Source organism: Microcoleus sp. B6-A1 (assembly GCF_036705085.1).
Classification (GTDB): domain Bacteria; phylum Cyanobacteriota; class Cyanobacteriia; order Cyanobacteriales; family Microcoleaceae; genus Microcoleus.
This window is the reverse complement of the sequence record NZ_JAUBTU010000024.1, coordinates 17,328-31,135: the sequence shown is the minus strand read 5'-3', so window position 1 is coordinate 31,135 and position 13,808 is coordinate 17,328. Positions and strand designations below refer to the sequence as shown.

20 protein-coding genes are annotated in these 13,808 nt (G+C 47.1%); 17 read left to right on the top strand and 3 right to left on the bottom strand.

The genetic code is table 11. From position 1 onward, the window contains the following. Positions 1-28 precede the first annotated feature (28 nt). From QUB11_RS11195 to QUB11_RS11185, 3 genes are all read left to right on the top strand, one after another. Positions 29-1,360, top strand: coding sequence for a response regulator (locus tag QUB11_RS11195; RefSeq protein ID WP_333202682.1), 1,332 nt, complete (start codon positions 29-31; stop codon positions 1,358-1,360). 93 nt (positions 1,361-1,453) lie between these two features. Continuing rightward, on the top strand, positions 1,454-3,004 hold the full coding sequence (locus QUB11_RS11190; RefSeq protein ID WP_333202680.1) for a thymidylate synthase: 1,551 nt from the start codon (positions 1,454-1,456) through the stop codon (positions 3,002-3,004). Then, complete coding sequence (locus QUB11_RS11185) at positions 3,001-3,543, top strand: dCMP deaminase family protein (RefSeq protein WP_333202678.1); 543 nt, start codon at positions 3,001-3,003, stop codon at positions 3,541-3,543. Before QUB11_RS11190 ends, QUB11_RS11185 begins: the two co-directional genes overlap by 4 nt. 250 nt (positions 3,544-3,793) lie before the next feature. On the opposite strand, the gene QUB11_RS11180 is transcribed toward QUB11_RS11185, so the two are convergent. From QUB11_RS11180 to QUB11_RS11170, 3 genes are all read right to left on the bottom strand, one after another. Beyond that, positions 3,794-4,279 (bottom strand): salt stress protein, Slr1339 family, encoded by a 486-nt coding sequence (locus QUB11_RS11180; RefSeq protein ID WP_333390564.1) that lies wholly within the window; start codon positions 4,277-4,279, stop codon positions 3,794-3,796. A 72-nt stretch (positions 4,280-4,351) separates the two neighbouring features. Beyond that, entirely contained in the window at positions 4,352-4,975 is a 624-nt protein-coding gene (locus tag QUB11_RS11175) for a VWA domain-containing protein (RefSeq protein WP_333390589.1), read from the bottom strand. 100 nt (positions 4,976-5,075) lie between these two features. Continuing rightward, entirely contained in the window at positions 5,076-5,552 is a 477-nt protein-coding gene (locus QUB11_RS11170; RefSeq protein ID WP_333059805.1) for an NAD(P)H-quinone oxidoreductase subunit N, read from the bottom strand. Between the two features lie 431 nt (positions 5,553-5,983). Between QUB11_RS11170 and rplC the strand changes: the two genes are divergently transcribed. From rplC to rpsH, 14 genes are all read left to right on the top strand, one after another. Next, positions 5,984-6,619, top strand: a complete 636-nt coding sequence (gene rplC / locus QUB11_RS11165; RefSeq protein WP_333160376.1) for a 50S ribosomal protein L3 — start codon at positions 5,984-5,986, stop codon at positions 6,617-6,619. A gap of 190 nt (positions 6,620-6,809) precedes the next feature. Beyond that, the gene (gene rplD / locus QUB11_RS11160) at positions 6,810-7,442 is read left to right on the top strand and encodes a 50S ribosomal protein L4 (RefSeq protein WP_190657994.1); all 633 of its coding nucleotides are present in this window, start codon (positions 6,810-6,812) and stop codon (positions 7,440-7,442) included. Further along, positions 7,435-7,743 (top strand): 50S ribosomal protein L23, encoded by a 309-nt coding sequence (locus tag QUB11_RS11155; protein WP_006634999.1) that lies wholly within the window; start codon positions 7,435-7,437, stop codon positions 7,741-7,743. Before rplD ends, QUB11_RS11155 begins: the two co-directional genes overlap by 8 nt. Before the next feature lie 175 nt (positions 7,744-7,918). Then, entirely contained in the window at positions 7,919-8,782 is an 864-nt protein-coding gene (rplB, locus tag QUB11_RS11150) for a 50S ribosomal protein L2 (protein ID WP_333057787.1), read from the top strand. 114 nt (positions 8,783-8,896) lie between these two features. Further along, positions 8,897-9,178, top strand: coding sequence for a 30S ribosomal protein S19 (rpsS, locus tag QUB11_RS11145; RefSeq protein ID WP_006634997.1), 282 nt, complete (start codon positions 8,897-8,899; stop codon positions 9,176-9,178). 96 nt (positions 9,179-9,274) lie between these two features. After that, entirely contained in the window at positions 9,275-9,634 is a 360-nt protein-coding gene (gene rplV, locus QUB11_RS11140) for a 50S ribosomal protein L22 (protein ID WP_190657986.1), read from the top strand. A gap of 114 nt (positions 9,635-9,748) precedes the next feature. Further along, on the top strand, positions 9,749-10,477 hold the full coding sequence (rpsC, locus tag QUB11_RS11135; RefSeq protein WP_242719701.1) for a 30S ribosomal protein S3: 729 nt from the start codon (positions 9,749-9,751) through the stop codon (positions 10,475-10,477). 115 nt (positions 10,478-10,592) lie between these two features. Next, positions 10,593-11,012, top strand: a complete 420-nt coding sequence (gene rplP / locus QUB11_RS11130) for a 50S ribosomal protein L16 (RefSeq protein ID WP_333057788.1) — start codon at positions 10,593-10,595, stop codon at positions 11,010-11,012. 160 nt (positions 11,013-11,172) lie between these two features. Further along, entirely contained in the window at positions 11,173-11,484 is a 312-nt protein-coding gene (gene rpmC, locus QUB11_RS11125; RefSeq protein ID WP_333101806.1) for a 50S ribosomal protein L29, read from the top strand. Between the two features lie 38 nt (positions 11,485-11,522). Then, positions 11,523-11,771 carry a 30S ribosomal protein S17 gene (gene rpsQ / locus QUB11_RS11120; protein WP_006634992.1) on the top strand — a complete coding sequence of 83 codons (249 nt, stop codon included), beginning with the start codon at positions 11,523-11,525 and terminating at the stop codon, positions 11,769-11,771. A 116-nt stretch (positions 11,772-11,887) separates the two neighbouring features. After that, entirely contained in the window at positions 11,888-12,256 is a 369-nt protein-coding gene (gene rplN, locus QUB11_RS11115; RefSeq protein WP_006634991.1) for a 50S ribosomal protein L14, read from the top strand. A gap of 1 nt (position 12,257) precedes the next feature. Further along, positions 12,258-12,620, top strand: coding sequence for a 50S ribosomal protein L24 (gene rplX / locus QUB11_RS11110; protein WP_333202672.1), 363 nt, complete (start codon positions 12,258-12,260; stop codon positions 12,618-12,620). Positions 12,621-12,793: 173 nt separating this feature from the next. Further along, positions 12,794-13,339 (top strand): 50S ribosomal protein L5, encoded by a 546-nt coding sequence (rplE, locus tag QUB11_RS11105; protein ID WP_006634989.1) that lies wholly within the window; start codon positions 12,794-12,796, stop codon positions 13,337-13,339. A gap of 22 nt (positions 13,340-13,361) precedes the next feature. Next, positions 13,362-13,766, top strand: a complete 405-nt coding sequence (gene rpsH / locus QUB11_RS11100; RefSeq protein ID WP_190657976.1) for a 30S ribosomal protein S8 — start codon at positions 13,362-13,364, stop codon at positions 13,764-13,766. Positions 13,767-13,808: the final 42 nt, after the last annotated feature.

The following is a 13,808-nucleotide window of genomic DNA, read 5'->3' as shown; positions in this document are numbered from 1 at the left end:
GGAATCGATCTCACAGAGAAGAAAGCCGATGTCTAGTCCTGAATTAATTTTGGTGGTGGATGATACCCCTGCCAACTTAGAAGTGGTTTGTGAAACCTTAAGTGATGCGGGGTACGAAGTAGCAACCGCAATCAACGGCGATCGCGCTCTTAAGAGAGTCCAAGCTTATCCTCCCGATCTGATCTTACTCGATGTTCAAATGCCAGGAATTGACGGCTTTGAAACCTGCAAACGTCTGAAGGCAGATCCGAAAACCGCAAGTATTCCCATCATTTTTATGACCGCTCTCTCCGATGCCGATAGTAAGGAGAAAGGATTTGAATTGGGTGCTGTGGACTACATCACCAAACCCTTTCAAGAACAGGAGATGCTAGCACGGGTAAAAACTCATTTGCAGCTACGGCAGTTAACTAAAAATCTCGAACAGCGTGTAGCTGAGAAAACCGCTGATTTAGAAGCAGCACTCACACAACTGCAACAGTCTCAGGTTCATTTAGTCCACACCGAAAAAATGTCTGCTTTGGGGAATTTAGTGGCGGGTGTCGCGCACGAGATTAATAATCCGCTTGGCTTTATTGCTGGCAATCTGAAACCCGCTCAGGATTGTATTAAAGACCTCTTTCAAGTTATCGCTCTCTACCAAAAAGAACTCCCTTATCCAAGTGCCACGCTACAGGCATTCGTGGAGGAAATAGACTTGGAATACTTACAAGAGGATTTACCCAAGTTAATTGATTCGATGCAAGAAGGAGTCGATCGCATTCACACAATCAGCACCAGTTTAAGAACTTTCTCGCGTTCTGATTGCGATCGCCCCATTCCTTACAATATCCACGACGGGCTTGACAGCACGATCTTGATTCTCAAGCATCGCCTCAAAGCCAACGAATGTCGCCCGGAAATTGAAGTGATCACAGACTATGGCGATCTGCCACAGGTAGAATGCTTTGCCGGACAGTTGAATCAGGTATTTATGAATGTGCTGGCAAATGCGATCGATGCCCTTGAGGAATCAAATCAAGGACGCAGTTTTGCTCAGATCAAAGCCAAACCCAACCAGATTACTGTCAAAACCCAATTGTCGGAATCTCAGGCAGTGATCCGAATTCAGGATAATGGGATTGGCATTACGGATGCGGTGAAGCCAAAAATTTTTGAGCATCTGTTTACCACCAAAGGCGTGGGGCAAGGAACAGGGCTGGGATTGGCGATCGCTCATCAAATCGTAGTCCAGAAACACTCTGGAACTTTACAAGTCAACTCAACTTTAGGTCAAGGTACAGAGTTTGTGATTTCAATTCCGGTGAAGGATCTCGCTGTAAAAGACATTCAGGCAAGGATCTGCGTTGACACAGCATAAAAAATCATTGCAGCGGCAGCATAAAGATGATTGATATCTTAAAACCATCCAAACTATTGATATAGTAGTACGCGGTGCAAAAAACGATAAACCATGACAGCCACAAATCTCGTCAATAAATTTGAGTACAAACCCCTATATAAACCAAATCAATTAATTTGTGGAACGGGGCAAACAGCCATTGTCAGCGGCTGGACAGTAAAAAGTGCGATCCTTTCCAAGGGCTCCGCTAACGGCAAACATTTACAACCCAACGAATTTGCTGTCATCGGACAACTGTACTCGCCCACCCGCGGCATCAACTTCTTAATTAGAAACTTGCTGTGCAATCCCCACGTCCGCTTTTTAGTAATTCTCAATGCTACCAAAGAAGACCGCAACTCCGGTGCCGCAGCCTGCTTGATAGACTTTTTTCGCAACGGATTTGAAGCCGGCAAAAGCGATACTGGTAGAGATTGCTGGCTAATTAAATCTTCAATATTTGGCTACATTGATATTGAAATAGCAGCAGAAGCCTTAGAACTATTGCGTCATTCAATAGAATGGAAAGAAGCCAAAAACATAGCAGAAACAGTGACTATTGTCAAGTCTTTTGCCCAAAAAGAATCTGTTGAACCTTGGGGAGAACCCGTAACTTTTCCGTTAGTCGAAATCGTTCCGACTGTACTCCCCGGTCAGAAATACGGACACAGAATCGAAGGCAAAACTATCGCCGAAACTTGGGTAAAAATCATCCACCGAATTAAGACCACCGGCACCCTGCGACCGACTGGTTATGACGGACAGTGGCAAGAATTAATTGACTTAATGGCAGTGATTACAGATGAACCTGCGGAGTTCTATTTTCCTGAACCGAATTACTTACCAATAGACCGTGATTTCCTCGAACAGTACAAACCGCAAATGCTGGAAGATGCCCCGTATAGCGAAGGCATTAAATATACCTACGCACAGCGGATGCGGTCGTGGTTTGGACGAGATCAAATTGAAGAAGTTATTGCCAAACTAATTAAAGAAATTGACGCGGCAAGTGCTGTAATTAGTTTGTGGGATGCCGGCGGAAATATTAACAGAAGACCTGATGGTTCCTCAGACCACCAGCACAGCGGCAGCCCTTGTTTAAATCACATTTGGGTGCGAGTTGTGGACGGTGAAATATCGCTAACTGCAACTCTCCGCAGTAATGATATGTTTGCGGCTTGGCCGGCAAATGCAATGGGCTTGCGGGCTTTGCAGCAGCACATTCGAGATGAAATTGCTCGGCGTTCCGATTATAATTTGACGATGGGCCCGTTGGTAACGCTGAGTCAATCTGCTCACTTGTATGACGATACCTTTGAAAATGCCGATCGACTTATTCAAACCCAATATGCTAAAATCTGCGAAGATAGAGACTTTTTCGATGCAGCAGGCAATTTTTTAGTTGAAGTAGCCGACAATCAAATAGTTGTCACGCAAACCACCCCGGGCAGCGGCGAAGTTGTCACCTGTTATTCTGGAAAAAACCCTCTCAAGTTAGTGCGAGAAATTTGTGCAGCTTCCCCGGCTATCAAAGGCGAGCATATTGGTTATTTGGGAATAGAATTGCAAAAGGCGGCCGAGTGTCTGAAAACCAGCAACCAATACATTCAGGATAGAAAATGAATTTAGAAGAAGAAAGACCGAGTTGGGACGAATACTTCTTAATGTTAGCAAAATTGGCCGCTACTCGATCGACTTGTCTGGCTTTTCCTGTAGGCGCGGTGATAACTAAAAACAGGCAAGTTTTAGCAACGGGTTACAACGGTTCGCCGTCAGGTTCGGCACACTGTACTACTCAAGGCTTCTGCTATCCTGGTTTGAGTAGTTGCGACGCCAGTAAAACTTTACCATCAAGGGCGGTTCACGCCGAAGCAAATGCGATCGCCAAAGCTGCCAAACACGGTATATCTACTGCTGGGGCTAGTATTTACGTCACCTTAGAACCCTGCATCTATTGTTTGAAATTAGTCATTGCCGCTGGAATTAGAGAAGTGTTTTACGAAACGAGTTTTAACAGCGGAGAAAAAGCTGCTTTGAGAGATACTTTTATCAGTGAAGGTATTGTTGAGTTAAAACAAATTCAGCTATCTGAAGATACAGCAAAAAAAGCGGCTTTGTTTTTGTTGAATCCTACGTCTGTTCTCAAAGATGCTATTAGTTGAAACTAGCTACAGCGGTTCTTAATTAAGTGAAATTCCCAATATGTAGGTTTGGTTGAGGTTGCGAACCCTACGTTTCACTTCGCCCAACTCTTCATTTAAAATAAAGTGTTCGGCGAAGCGTAGGGTTCGCTATCGCTCAACCCAACCTACTACTTTTACTTCTGCTTCTGCTTCATATTTTTTACATTTTGGAATGATAGTTTAACAGTAAATCCTCAACCGTCAACCGCCAACCGCCAACAATCAACATTCAATCAAACTCATTCACAGCTTGCAAATAGTCGATCGCCGCATCTATCCTCGAAGAATACTTAAAAGCAAACTGATCGAACCAATATCCCTCATCGGAATTTTTATCCAACTTTTTCAGCCAAACCTGAGCTTGCCTAACTTTCTGTCTGTGCGTTTGTACCTCCAACTGCGGCCCCGCGACTTTTTCTGCAGGCCGCTGTTCCTGTAAAGCTACTTCCTGAGCTTGATTTTGTGCTTCGTGCTCAGCCTTAAGCGGTTGCTGTGAAGCGACTTCCTGAGCTTTATTTTGTGCTTCGTACTCAGCCTTAATTTGAGCTAAATCCTTATCCAAAGAACCAGCATACAAATTTATATCTGATGTTTTAAATGTTGCATTTGACGGCGCTTGTGCTTGCGCCGGCGCCTGACTTTTCAACTCAGCATTTTTTTGAGATGCTTGATACTCTGCCTTAAGTTCACCTAACAGGCGTTCGATAGATTCCATAACTTAAACCCCCTAAAAAATGCTGCTGGGCAAACTGGCCCAAATATAATCGCGTGAACTTCGCCCGCCTCCTCAATCAGTTATTGCATTCAGCAATACCTCTGTCAGGGTCATTCCTTCAATATCATCCATCGTGACAGTATCAACGATATCGAATTTAGCCCCGGCGCTTTGCAGTTCGTCATCCAATATCTTGAGAAACTTAGTAGCTTCCGGCGCATTCCCTACTTGAATGAAAGAAATCGCCAACTCTTCATCTCGATCGAGCTTCCGCGAAGCCTCTATAATAGTTTTCATCACTTCTTTGCGATCGTCCGGTTCCCCATCCGTCACCACTAATATTGTTTCCCCATTTTGCTTGGTCTTACCGGATGCTTTGCGCTGAAAATAACTGTTCAGGGCGTCTTGCAGAACAGCAGCTAAATTCGTAGTTCCCGAAGGTTCGTTTTCTTGGAAAATTTGCACGACTTTAGCTGATGTTACGTTGTCGTAGCGCTTGAAGCGACCGGAAAACACATAAACTGTTATGCCATCAGGATCTAGTTCTTCGCATTTATTCGCCAATGCGATCGTCGATTCTTGCATGAGCGCCCACCGAGTTTTACCGCCCATCTGGTCTTTTGTGTACATACTGCCGCTTTTGTCAATAATGATGGTATAATCGCGGTTCTGAAGCCTAAGATTTTTCCTGTTAATTAAGTTTTTCCCAAAAATATCAAAACCAGCGAGCAGAAGCTGTTGAGCTTTAGTTGCTCGCTGCGTTTTTTAGTTGATTTGCGATCGCAAATACCGGAATTTAAGCTGCAACTAAAGCATCTTTAAGTGGCTTCCAGCTAAAAGCTCGATCGCCCCCCATCTCAACTGCTATTTTAACTCGCGGTTCTAACGTCGGCAAAACAGTCAAATACTCAATCTCCTGACTCGACAAAATCTGCCCTTCAATAATCCACAGCACCAGTCCTTTTGCTTTAGGTGGCAAATTGTCTAATTGAGTTTTCAACATCGGCGGCACGTAGTACGTATAACCCACAGCCCCTTCATTGCCAGTAGTTTTCTTGCCCAAATGCGGCGGCCGCACCCCGTGAACCCCCGTTAAATACATCGCCAAATCACCCAAACCCCGCGCCGAAATCGTGTACCCACCGTAGCCCGCAGCCCTCAGCCTGCGGAGGTAGCGCCCCTCAAATCCTCCTTCTAAAGGAACGTACAGGGCCAGCGACCCCGACTTTTCCAAATCCCGAATCAGATCAGATCCCGTCGTAATCAGTCCCATAAATTTGTGTTTCCTGCTGTATCAAAATTGGGTCGATCGCTGCTTGCGAGCTGGAAATATTATAAATCCTAAAGTTGAGGCGAAAAATTCTCATCGCGGCCTTGACAAACGGCAAACACTTCATGTACTATTGTGAATTGTCGCCGTAAAGGATACTGAGTGGTTTGCTGCTCAAGTCCTGGCACAAACAAGCAAGACCGAGACAAAACTCGGAGATAAAGCCGGTAAAAAGCCGCGAATCTCAACCCTTGCAAGACTTCCACAAGCTCGCTCCCAAATTTAAAACTCAAATTTTAAACACCGAGGAAGGCTGTTGGTTGATAACAGTTAATTGCAGGAACACTGAAATAAATGTTTCTGCACAAGAGCAAGCGGATTGACGTAAATTTCGCAATCCGAAACCTCTTGCGTAAATAAAAGGAAGAAAATCCGTGTCTGTAGGCATTCTTGGCACTAAACTAGGCATGACTCAAGTGTTTGACGCCGAAGGGAGAGCCATCCCCGTCACCGTCATACAAGCAGGGCCTTGTACAGTAACTCAAATCAAAACAAAACAAACTGACGGCTACGGTGCCGTTCAAGTTGGATACAACGAAGTCAAACCAAAGGCTCTCAACAAGCCAGAACTAGGACACCTTGCCAAGTCGGGGGCGAATCCATTGCGCCACTTGCAGGAATACCGCTTGGAAGACACCAGTTCATTTGAATTAGGTCAACAACTAAAAGCAGATACTTTTACACCGGGACAAATAGTAGATGTCATCGGTACCAGCATCGGTAAAGGTTTTGCAGGTTTTCAAAAGCGCCACAACTTTAAACGAGGTCCCATGTCTCACGGTTCCAAGAACCACCGCGAGCCTGGATCGATCGGGCCTGGAACTACTCCCGGTCGCGTTTATCCCGGCAAAAGAATGGCAGGACGTATGGGCAACGTTCAAGTCACCGTCCGCAAACTAACAATTATCCGGGTGGATACAGAGCAGAATTTGCTGCTAATTAAGGGAGCAGTTCCCGGCAAAGCTGGCGCCTTAGTCAATGTTGTGCCTGAGAAAAAAGTAGGACGTTAGTCAGTAGTAAGTAGTCAGTAGTCAGCAGTCAGTAGATAGTGGTTGGCCGTTAGTAGCAAGCAATAACTAAGAACTAAAAGCTGAAAACTAAGAGCTGAAAACTAAGACCTGAGAACAGACAACAGACGACAGACAACAGACAACAGACAACTAACAACAGACAACTAACAACAGACAAAGGACAAAAGATATGGTTAATTGTGTAGTCCGAAATTGGCAAGGCGAAGAAGTTGGGGAAACAACTTTAGAACTGCGCGTAGCCAAAGAAGAAAATGCTTCTCACATCGTTCACAGAGCATTGACGCGGCAACTGAATAACGCCCGTCAAGGAAATGCTTGCACCAAAACTCGATCGGAAGTCAGAGGCGGTGGCCGCAAACCCTGGCGTCAAAAAGGCACGGGTCGAGCCAGAGCAGGTTCTATCCGTTCTCCGCTGTGGCGGGGGGGCGGTGTCATCTTCGGGCCAAAACCGAGAGACTTTGAAGTCAAAATGAACAAAAAGGAACGCCGTCTCGCTTTGCGGACAGCATTCCAAAGTCGCACCGAAGACATCATTGTGGTTGAAGAATTTGCAGAGCAATTTCCGAGACCCAAAAGCAAAGAATTGCTGAGTGCGATCGCCCGCTGGGGCATCGAACCCGATACAAAAGTTCTGTTAATCTTGCCAGAACCGCAACCAAACGTCTACTTATCCGGACGCAACATCGAATTAGTAAACGTCATCTTGGCAACATCCCTGAATGTTTACGACGTTCTCGCGGCTGACAAAATTATCGTCACATCTACAGCCATAGCTAAAATTCAGGAGATTTACGGTGAGTAAAATCGACCCCCGCGACTACGCAGATTTGATCCAGCGTCCGATTCTCACCGAGAAAGCTACCCGAATGATGGAATTAAATCAATTCACATTCGACGTAGCCCCCAAAGCGACGAAGCCTCAAATCAAAGCTGCAATCGAAGAACTATTTAAGGTCAAAGTCATCGGCGTCAACACCCAAAACCCGCCGCGCAAAAAGCGTCGAGTTGGCAAATTCGTCGGCTTTAAGCCTTGTTACAAGCGAGCAACCGTAACTCTGACCGACGGAGACTCGATCCGCAAACTCCTATTCCCAGAAGTCTAGACGATTTTGGATTTTAGATTTTAGATTTTAGATTTTAAATTGCGGTTAACTGGTGGAAATTCTCGAACCAGAAAACTCGTAAGTTAACCAAAGATCGCCAATCTTCAACCTAAAATCTAAAATCGATAAACGTCAAATCCAAAATCCAAAATCCAAAATCTAAAATAGATCGATTATGGGCATCCGTTCTTACCGACCTTATACCTCCAGCACCCGAGAACAAACCGTCTCGGACTTTGCTGAAATTACCAGATCAGAGCCAGAAAAGTCTCTAACCAGCAATAAGCACACCAAACAAGGCCGCAACAACCGAGGCGTCATCACCTGTCGCCACCGGGGAGGCGGTCACAAACGGCTGTATAGAGACATCGACTTCCGCCGCGACAAACACAGCATTCCCGCTACCGTCAAGGCGATCGAATACGACCCCAATCGCAACGCCCGCATCGCCCTCCTGTTCTACAAAGACGGCGAAAAACGGTACATCTTGCACCCGCTCAACTTAAACGTCGGTACAGTAATTGTCTCAGGCCCAGACGCGCCGATCGAAATCGGTAACGCCCTCCCCCTGAAGAACATTCCCCTCGGTACCAGCATCCACAACGTCGAGCTAGTACCCGGAAAAGGCGGACAAATCGTTCGCTCCGCCGGCTCCAGCGCTCAGCTAATGGCAAAAGAAGGTAGCTACGTCACCCTCAAACTGCCATCCGGCGAACAGCGCAAAGTCCGCGCCGACTGCTACGCCACCATCGGTCAAGTAGGCAACACAGACGCCAGAAACATCAGCCTCGGCAAAGCAGGCCGCACCCGCTGGAAAGGTCGCAGACCCACCGTTCGCGGTAGCGTCATGAACCCGGTAGACCACCCGCACGGCGGTGGCGAAGGCAGAGCTCCCATCGGACGTCCGGGGCCTGTCACTCCTTGGGGTAAACCAGCTTTGGGTGCAAAAACTCGACGCAAAAACAAGCGCAGCGACGCTTTAATCGTCCGGCGCCGCCGCAAAGCTTCCAAGCGCGGCAAGGGCGGCAGACAAAGCTAGTCAATCAGTCAGCAGTCTTCAGTGCTTAGTTATTAACTGCTAACTAATGACTGAGGACTGATGACCAATGACTGCTTAATTCTGACTAATGACTCCTGAATTACTAAAAAAATCATGTCTCGATCGCTAAAAAAAGGCCCCTTTGTCGCAGATGCTCTGATGACAAAAATCGAAAAACTCAACGCCGCCGGCCAAAAACAAGTAATTAAAACTTGGTCGCGCTCTTCCACAATCCTGCCCCAAATGGTAGGTCACACGATCGCCGTTCACAACGGCAGACAGCACGTACCCGTCTACCTCACCGACCAAATGGTAGGTCACAAACTCGGAGAATTTTCCCCCACTCGCACCTTTAGAGGTCACGCGAAAAGTGGTGATAAAAAGGCGAAAAGATAGCCGAATTAGGTGACAGGTAATAGGTAGTCGGAAAAAAAATTACCAATTACCAATTACCTTTTGCCCAATTACCAATTACCAATTACCGAAATCGAAATGGCTATAGATACCACATCCGAAATTAAGGCGATCGCCCGTTACATCCGGACATCCCCCTTCAAAGTGCGCCGAGTCCTCGACCAAATTCGCGGCAAAAGCTACCAAGAAGCGCTGATTTTACTCGAATTCATGCCCTACCGCGCCTGCGAACCAATCGTCAAAGTTTTGCGATCGGCAGTAGCAAACGCCGAACACAACGCAGGATTGGATAAATCCAAGCTAGTAGTGTCTCAAGCTTACGCAGACCAAGGCCCAGTCCTCAAACGCTTTAGACCCCGCGCTCAAGGTCGCGCCTACCAAATCCGCAAGCCAACCTGTCACATTACCGTAGTAGTAGCTCCGCTCGTAGAAAACTAAACCAGGGAAAAACGTAAGAGGTAATAAACAGCTTAAAGTTGAAAAAAATGGGTAATCACAAATTACCAATTACCAATTACCAATTACCAATTACCAATTAACTCATCAACTATTATGGGCCAAAAAATACATCCAATTGGTTTTCGCCTCGGCATTACCCAAGAGCACCGCTCTCGCTGGTTTGCCGATCCCAAAAACTATCCAGAACTCTTGCAAGAAGACTATAAAATTCGCAAGTACGTTCGTAAAACCCTCAGCAATGCTGGGATTTCCTCTGTCAGAATTGAGCGGAAAGCCGATCAAATTGACCTAGAAGTGTTCACAGCCAGACCAGGCGTTGTCGTCGGCCGCGGCGGAGCAGGCATCGAAACTTTGCGCGTCGGTTTGCAGCAGCAACTCGGTAGCAACCGCCAAATCCGCATCAACGTCGTCGAAGTCCAGCGAGTAGATGCCGATGCCACACTGATCGCGGAATACATCGCTCAGCAACTAGAACGGCGCGTATCGTTCCGCCGAGTAGTCCGCCAAGCAATCACCCGCGCCCAAAAAGTCGGCATCCAAGGCATCAAAATTCAAGTCAGCGGACGCCTCAACGGCGCAGAAATCGCCCGTACCGAATGGACGCGCGAAGGAAGAGTCCCCTTGCACACGCTGCGGGCAGACATCGACTACTCCTACTGCACTGCTCAAACCATCTACGGTATTCTGGGCATTAAAGTTTGGGTTTTCAAAGGCGAAATTATTCCCGGACAGGAACAAGAGGCTGCACCAAATGCAGCAGTGCCCCGCACTAAACAAAAGCGCCGCCGCCAGAACTTTGAAGATCGATCGAACGAAGGCTAGCTAATTGTTAACTGTTAGTTGTCACTTGTTAATTGTCAGTTGTTCCAAACCAATTAGCAATTAGCAATCACCAATTACCAATTACCAATTACCAATTACCCAACTCCCTTTCGCCATGTTAAGCCCTAAAAGAACCAAATTCCGCAAACAACAGCGCGGGCGAATGAGCGGTGTTGCCACCCGCGGCAACACAGTTAGCTTTGGCGACTTCGCGCTCCAAGCCGTCGAACCCGCCTGGATCACTTCCCGCCAAATAGAAGCCGGACGGCGCGCCATGACCCGTTATATCCGCCGGGGTGGCAAAATCTGGATTCGCATTTTTCCCGACAAACCAGTCACCCAGCGCGCAGCAGAAACCCGGATGGGTTCTGGTAAAGGCTCACCTGAGTTTTGGGTTGCCGTGGTCAAACCGGGCCGGGTAATGTTTGAAATTGGCGGCGTAAGTGAAGAAACTGCCCGCGAAGCAATGCGTTTGGCATCTTTCAAATTACCAATTAAAACCAAGTTCATCACTCGCGAAGAAGACCAGTCATAGCGAAGAGCGAAGGTAGAATTAGGTCTGTATTAATCAGCATTTTAAACGGCTACAGCATTTTAAAATCTGGCTTTCATAACTTTTCTTTCCTTCGACCTTCAGCCAAGCGAGACAATTCTGTCTTCTGTCATACCGCTCGCTAACGAGAAAGCACACAATTATGTCTTTGACCAAGATTAAAGAAGCTAGAGAATTAAGCGATGCCGCAGTAGCAGAGCAAATTTTAGCCGTCAAGCGCCAACTAATGGAATTGCGGCTCCAGCAAGCTACCGGCCGCATGGAAAAGCCTCACCTGTTCAAGCACGCCAAACACCGCCTAGCTCAATTGATGACAGTTGAACGCGAGCGCCAAATCGTTGCTGAGAAAGAAGCAGCAGCAAAATCAGCCGCAGCTAAACAGGTAGCACAGCCTGCTGCAACCGCAGCAGTCAGCCAAGAGTCAGAAGCAGCCGAGCCGACGATCGCACAGTAGCTAAAAACAAGTCAATTGCACAACAAAAATAGGTAGCTATGGCAATTAAAGAACGAGTTGGCGTAGTAGTCAGCGACAAGATGGATAAAACCGTCGTGGTAGCAATCGAAAACCGCTCCTCCCACACCAAATACGGCAAAATCGTAGTCCGCACAAAGCGCTACAAAGCTCATGACGAAGAAAATCAGTGCAAATCGGGCGATCGTGTCCGCATCACTGAAACTCGACCACTGAGCAAAACCAAACGTTGGACGGTTGCTGAGATTTTCGGGACAAAAAACGGCTAACAGTTAATTGCGATCTCGCGCCCGCCCGATCGGTACTTGATTAATCAATTAGCCGTCAACAGTCAACAGTTAACAGTCAACAGTTAACAGTCAACAGTTAACAGTCAACAATCACCATGATTCAACCCCAGACATACCTCAATGTCGCCGACAATAGCGGAGCCCGCAAACTGATGTGCATCCGCGTATTGGGAGGCGGCAACCGTCGCTACGGCGGAGTCGGCGATGTCATCATTGCCGTCGTCAAAGACGCCATCCCCAATATGGCCGTCAAAAAATCAGATGTCGTTCGGGCTGTCATTGTCAGAACCCGCAAAGGTTTGCGCCGCGACAGTGGCATGAGCATTCGTTTTGACGATAACGCCGCCGTTATTATCAACGTAGACGGCAACCCCAAAGGCACTCGCGTCTTCGGCCCGGTAGCCCGCGAACTGCGCGACAAAAACTTTACTAAAATCGTTTCCTTAGCCCCGGAGGTACTTTAAAATGTACGGAAAAAAGGGTAAACCAACTAGCGAACTGCGGCGCTACAGAATGCACGTCAAAGCAGGCGACACCGTGCAAATAATTACTGGCAAAGAGAAAGGAAAAGTCGGAGAAATCTTAAAGACATATCCTAAAGTCAGCAAAGTAATTGTTAAAGGTGTAAACATCAGAACAAAGCACGTCAAGCCCCAGCAAGAGGGAGAGTCCGGGAAAATACTCACGTTTGAGGCTCCCATTCACAGCTCAAATGTCATGCACTATTCCGAAAAAGAAAAAATAGCTAGCCGCGTTTGCTATACATTTAGCGAAGACGGTCGGAAACTGCGACAGCTCAAAAAAACCGGAGAAATCCTCGATAATTAGTCATTAGTCATTAGTCCTCAGTCATCAGTCAACAGTCAACAGTCATCAGTCAACAGTCAACAGTCAACAGTCAACAGTCAACAGACAACTGACAACGGCCAACTAACAACTGACAACTGACAAAAACCAATTCCCTGACCAAGCCCAGGGACAGTTAACGAAACACAAAAACTATGCCGGACAAACTCAAGGTTCTTTATCAAGGAAAAATCGTTCCCACACTGATGGATCAGTTTAAATATACTAATATCCATCAGGTTCCCAAACTCGTCAAAGTCACAGTGAACCGCGGTTTGGGAGAAGCATCTCAAAACGCTAAGGCACTCGATTCGTCGATCAACGAGATCGGGATCATCACCGGGCAAAAACCAGTGGTGACGCGGGCGAAAAAAGCGATCGCAGGCTTCAAAATCCGCAAAGGAGTACCCGTCGGCGTTATGGTGACGCTGCGTGGCGATCGGATGTACGATTTTCTCGATCGGCTGATCAACCTCGCACTCCCCCGAATCCGCGACTTCCGCGGCATCAGCCCCAAAAGCTTCGACGGGCGCGGTAACTACAGCTTGGGTCTGAGAGAACAGCTAATTTTTCCAGAAATAGAATATGACCGCATCGATCAAATTCGAGGCATGGACATTTCAATTATCACCACAGCAAACACCGACGAAGAAGGACGCGCCTTGCTTAAAGAAATGGGAATGCCGTTCCGGGACAACTAAGCACTAGAGTAAGAAGCAAAAGATGGCAGCTAACGATACCATAGCAGATATGTTGACGCGCATTCGCAATTCTTGCATGGCGCGCCACCAAACAACGCAAATTCCAGCTACAAAAATGACCCGCAGCATCGCCCAAGTCCTCAAAAGTGAAGGCTTCATCGGCGAATTTGAAGAAGCAGAAGCAGAAGGGGTCAAGCGACATTTAGTGCTTTCTCTAAAGTACAAAGGTAAAACTCGCAAGCCCATTATCACGGCACTTAAGCGAGTCAGCAAACCAGGACTGCGCGTTTACTCGAACCGTAAAGAATTGCCCAGAGTGTTAGGCGGAATTGGCATAGCCATTATTTCTACCTCCAGCGGCATTATGACGGATAGAGAAGCTCGACGCCAAGGTTTGGGCGGTGAAGTGCTTTGTTATGTTTGGTAGTCATTAGTCATTAGTCATTAGTCACTGGTCGTTGGCAACAGA

What these genes read in the sequence shown, in the direction of transcription:
- QUB11_RS11195 (WP_333202682.1), top strand. Translation starts at nt 29, where the DNA reads ATGTCTAGTCCTGAATTAATTTTGGTGGTGGATGATACCCCTGCCAAC.
- QUB11_RS11190 (WP_333202680.1), top strand. Translation starts at nt 1,454, where the DNA reads ATGACAGCCACAAATCTCGTCAATAAATTTGAGTACAAACCCCTATAT.
- QUB11_RS11185 (WP_333202678.1), top strand. Translation starts at nt 3,001, where the DNA reads ATGAATTTAGAAGAAGAAAGACCGAGTTGGGACGAATACTTCTTAATG.
- QUB11_RS11180 (WP_333390564.1), bottom strand. Translation starts at nt 4,279, where the DNA reads ATGGAATCTATCGAACGCCTGTTAGGTGAACTTAAGGCAGAGTATCAA.
- QUB11_RS11170 (WP_333059805.1), bottom strand. Translation starts at nt 5,552, where the DNA reads ATGGGACTGATTACGACGGGATCTGATCTGATTCGGGATTTGGAAAAG.
- rplD (WP_190657994.1), top strand. Translation starts at nt 6,810, where the DNA reads ATGGTTAATTGTGTAGTCCGAAATTGGCAAGGCGAAGAAGTTGGGGAA.
- rplB (WP_333057787.1), top strand. Translation starts at nt 7,919, where the DNA reads ATGGGCATCCGTTCTTACCGACCTTATACCTCCAGCACCCGAGAACAA.
- rpsS (WP_006634997.1), top strand. Translation starts at nt 8,897, where the DNA reads ATGTCTCGATCGCTAAAAAAAGGCCCCTTTGTCGCAGATGCTCTGATG.
- rplV (WP_190657986.1), top strand. Translation starts at nt 9,275, where the DNA reads ATGGCTATAGATACCACATCCGAAATTAAGGCGATCGCCCGTTACATC.
- rpsC (WP_242719701.1), top strand. Translation starts at nt 9,749, where the DNA reads ATGGGCCAAAAAATACATCCAATTGGTTTTCGCCTCGGCATTACCCAA.
- rplP (WP_333057788.1), top strand. Translation starts at nt 10,593, where the DNA reads ATGTTAAGCCCTAAAAGAACCAAATTCCGCAAACAACAGCGCGGGCGA.
- rpmC (WP_333101806.1), top strand. Translation starts at nt 11,173, where the DNA reads ATGTCTTTGACCAAGATTAAAGAAGCTAGAGAATTAAGCGATGCCGCA.
- rpsQ (WP_006634992.1), top strand. Translation starts at nt 11,523, where the DNA reads ATGGCAATTAAAGAACGAGTTGGCGTAGTAGTCAGCGACAAGATGGAT.
- rplN (WP_006634991.1), top strand. Translation starts at nt 11,888, where the DNA reads ATGATTCAACCCCAGACATACCTCAATGTCGCCGACAATAGCGGAGCC.
- rplX (WP_333202672.1), top strand. Translation starts at nt 12,258, where the DNA reads ATGTACGGAAAAAAGGGTAAACCAACTAGCGAACTGCGGCGCTACAGA.
- rplE (WP_006634989.1), top strand. Translation starts at nt 12,794, where the DNA reads ATGCCGGACAAACTCAAGGTTCTTTATCAAGGAAAAATCGTTCCCACA.
- rpsH (WP_190657976.1), top strand. Translation starts at nt 13,362, where the DNA reads ATGGCAGCTAACGATACCATAGCAGATATGTTGACGCGCATTCGCAAT.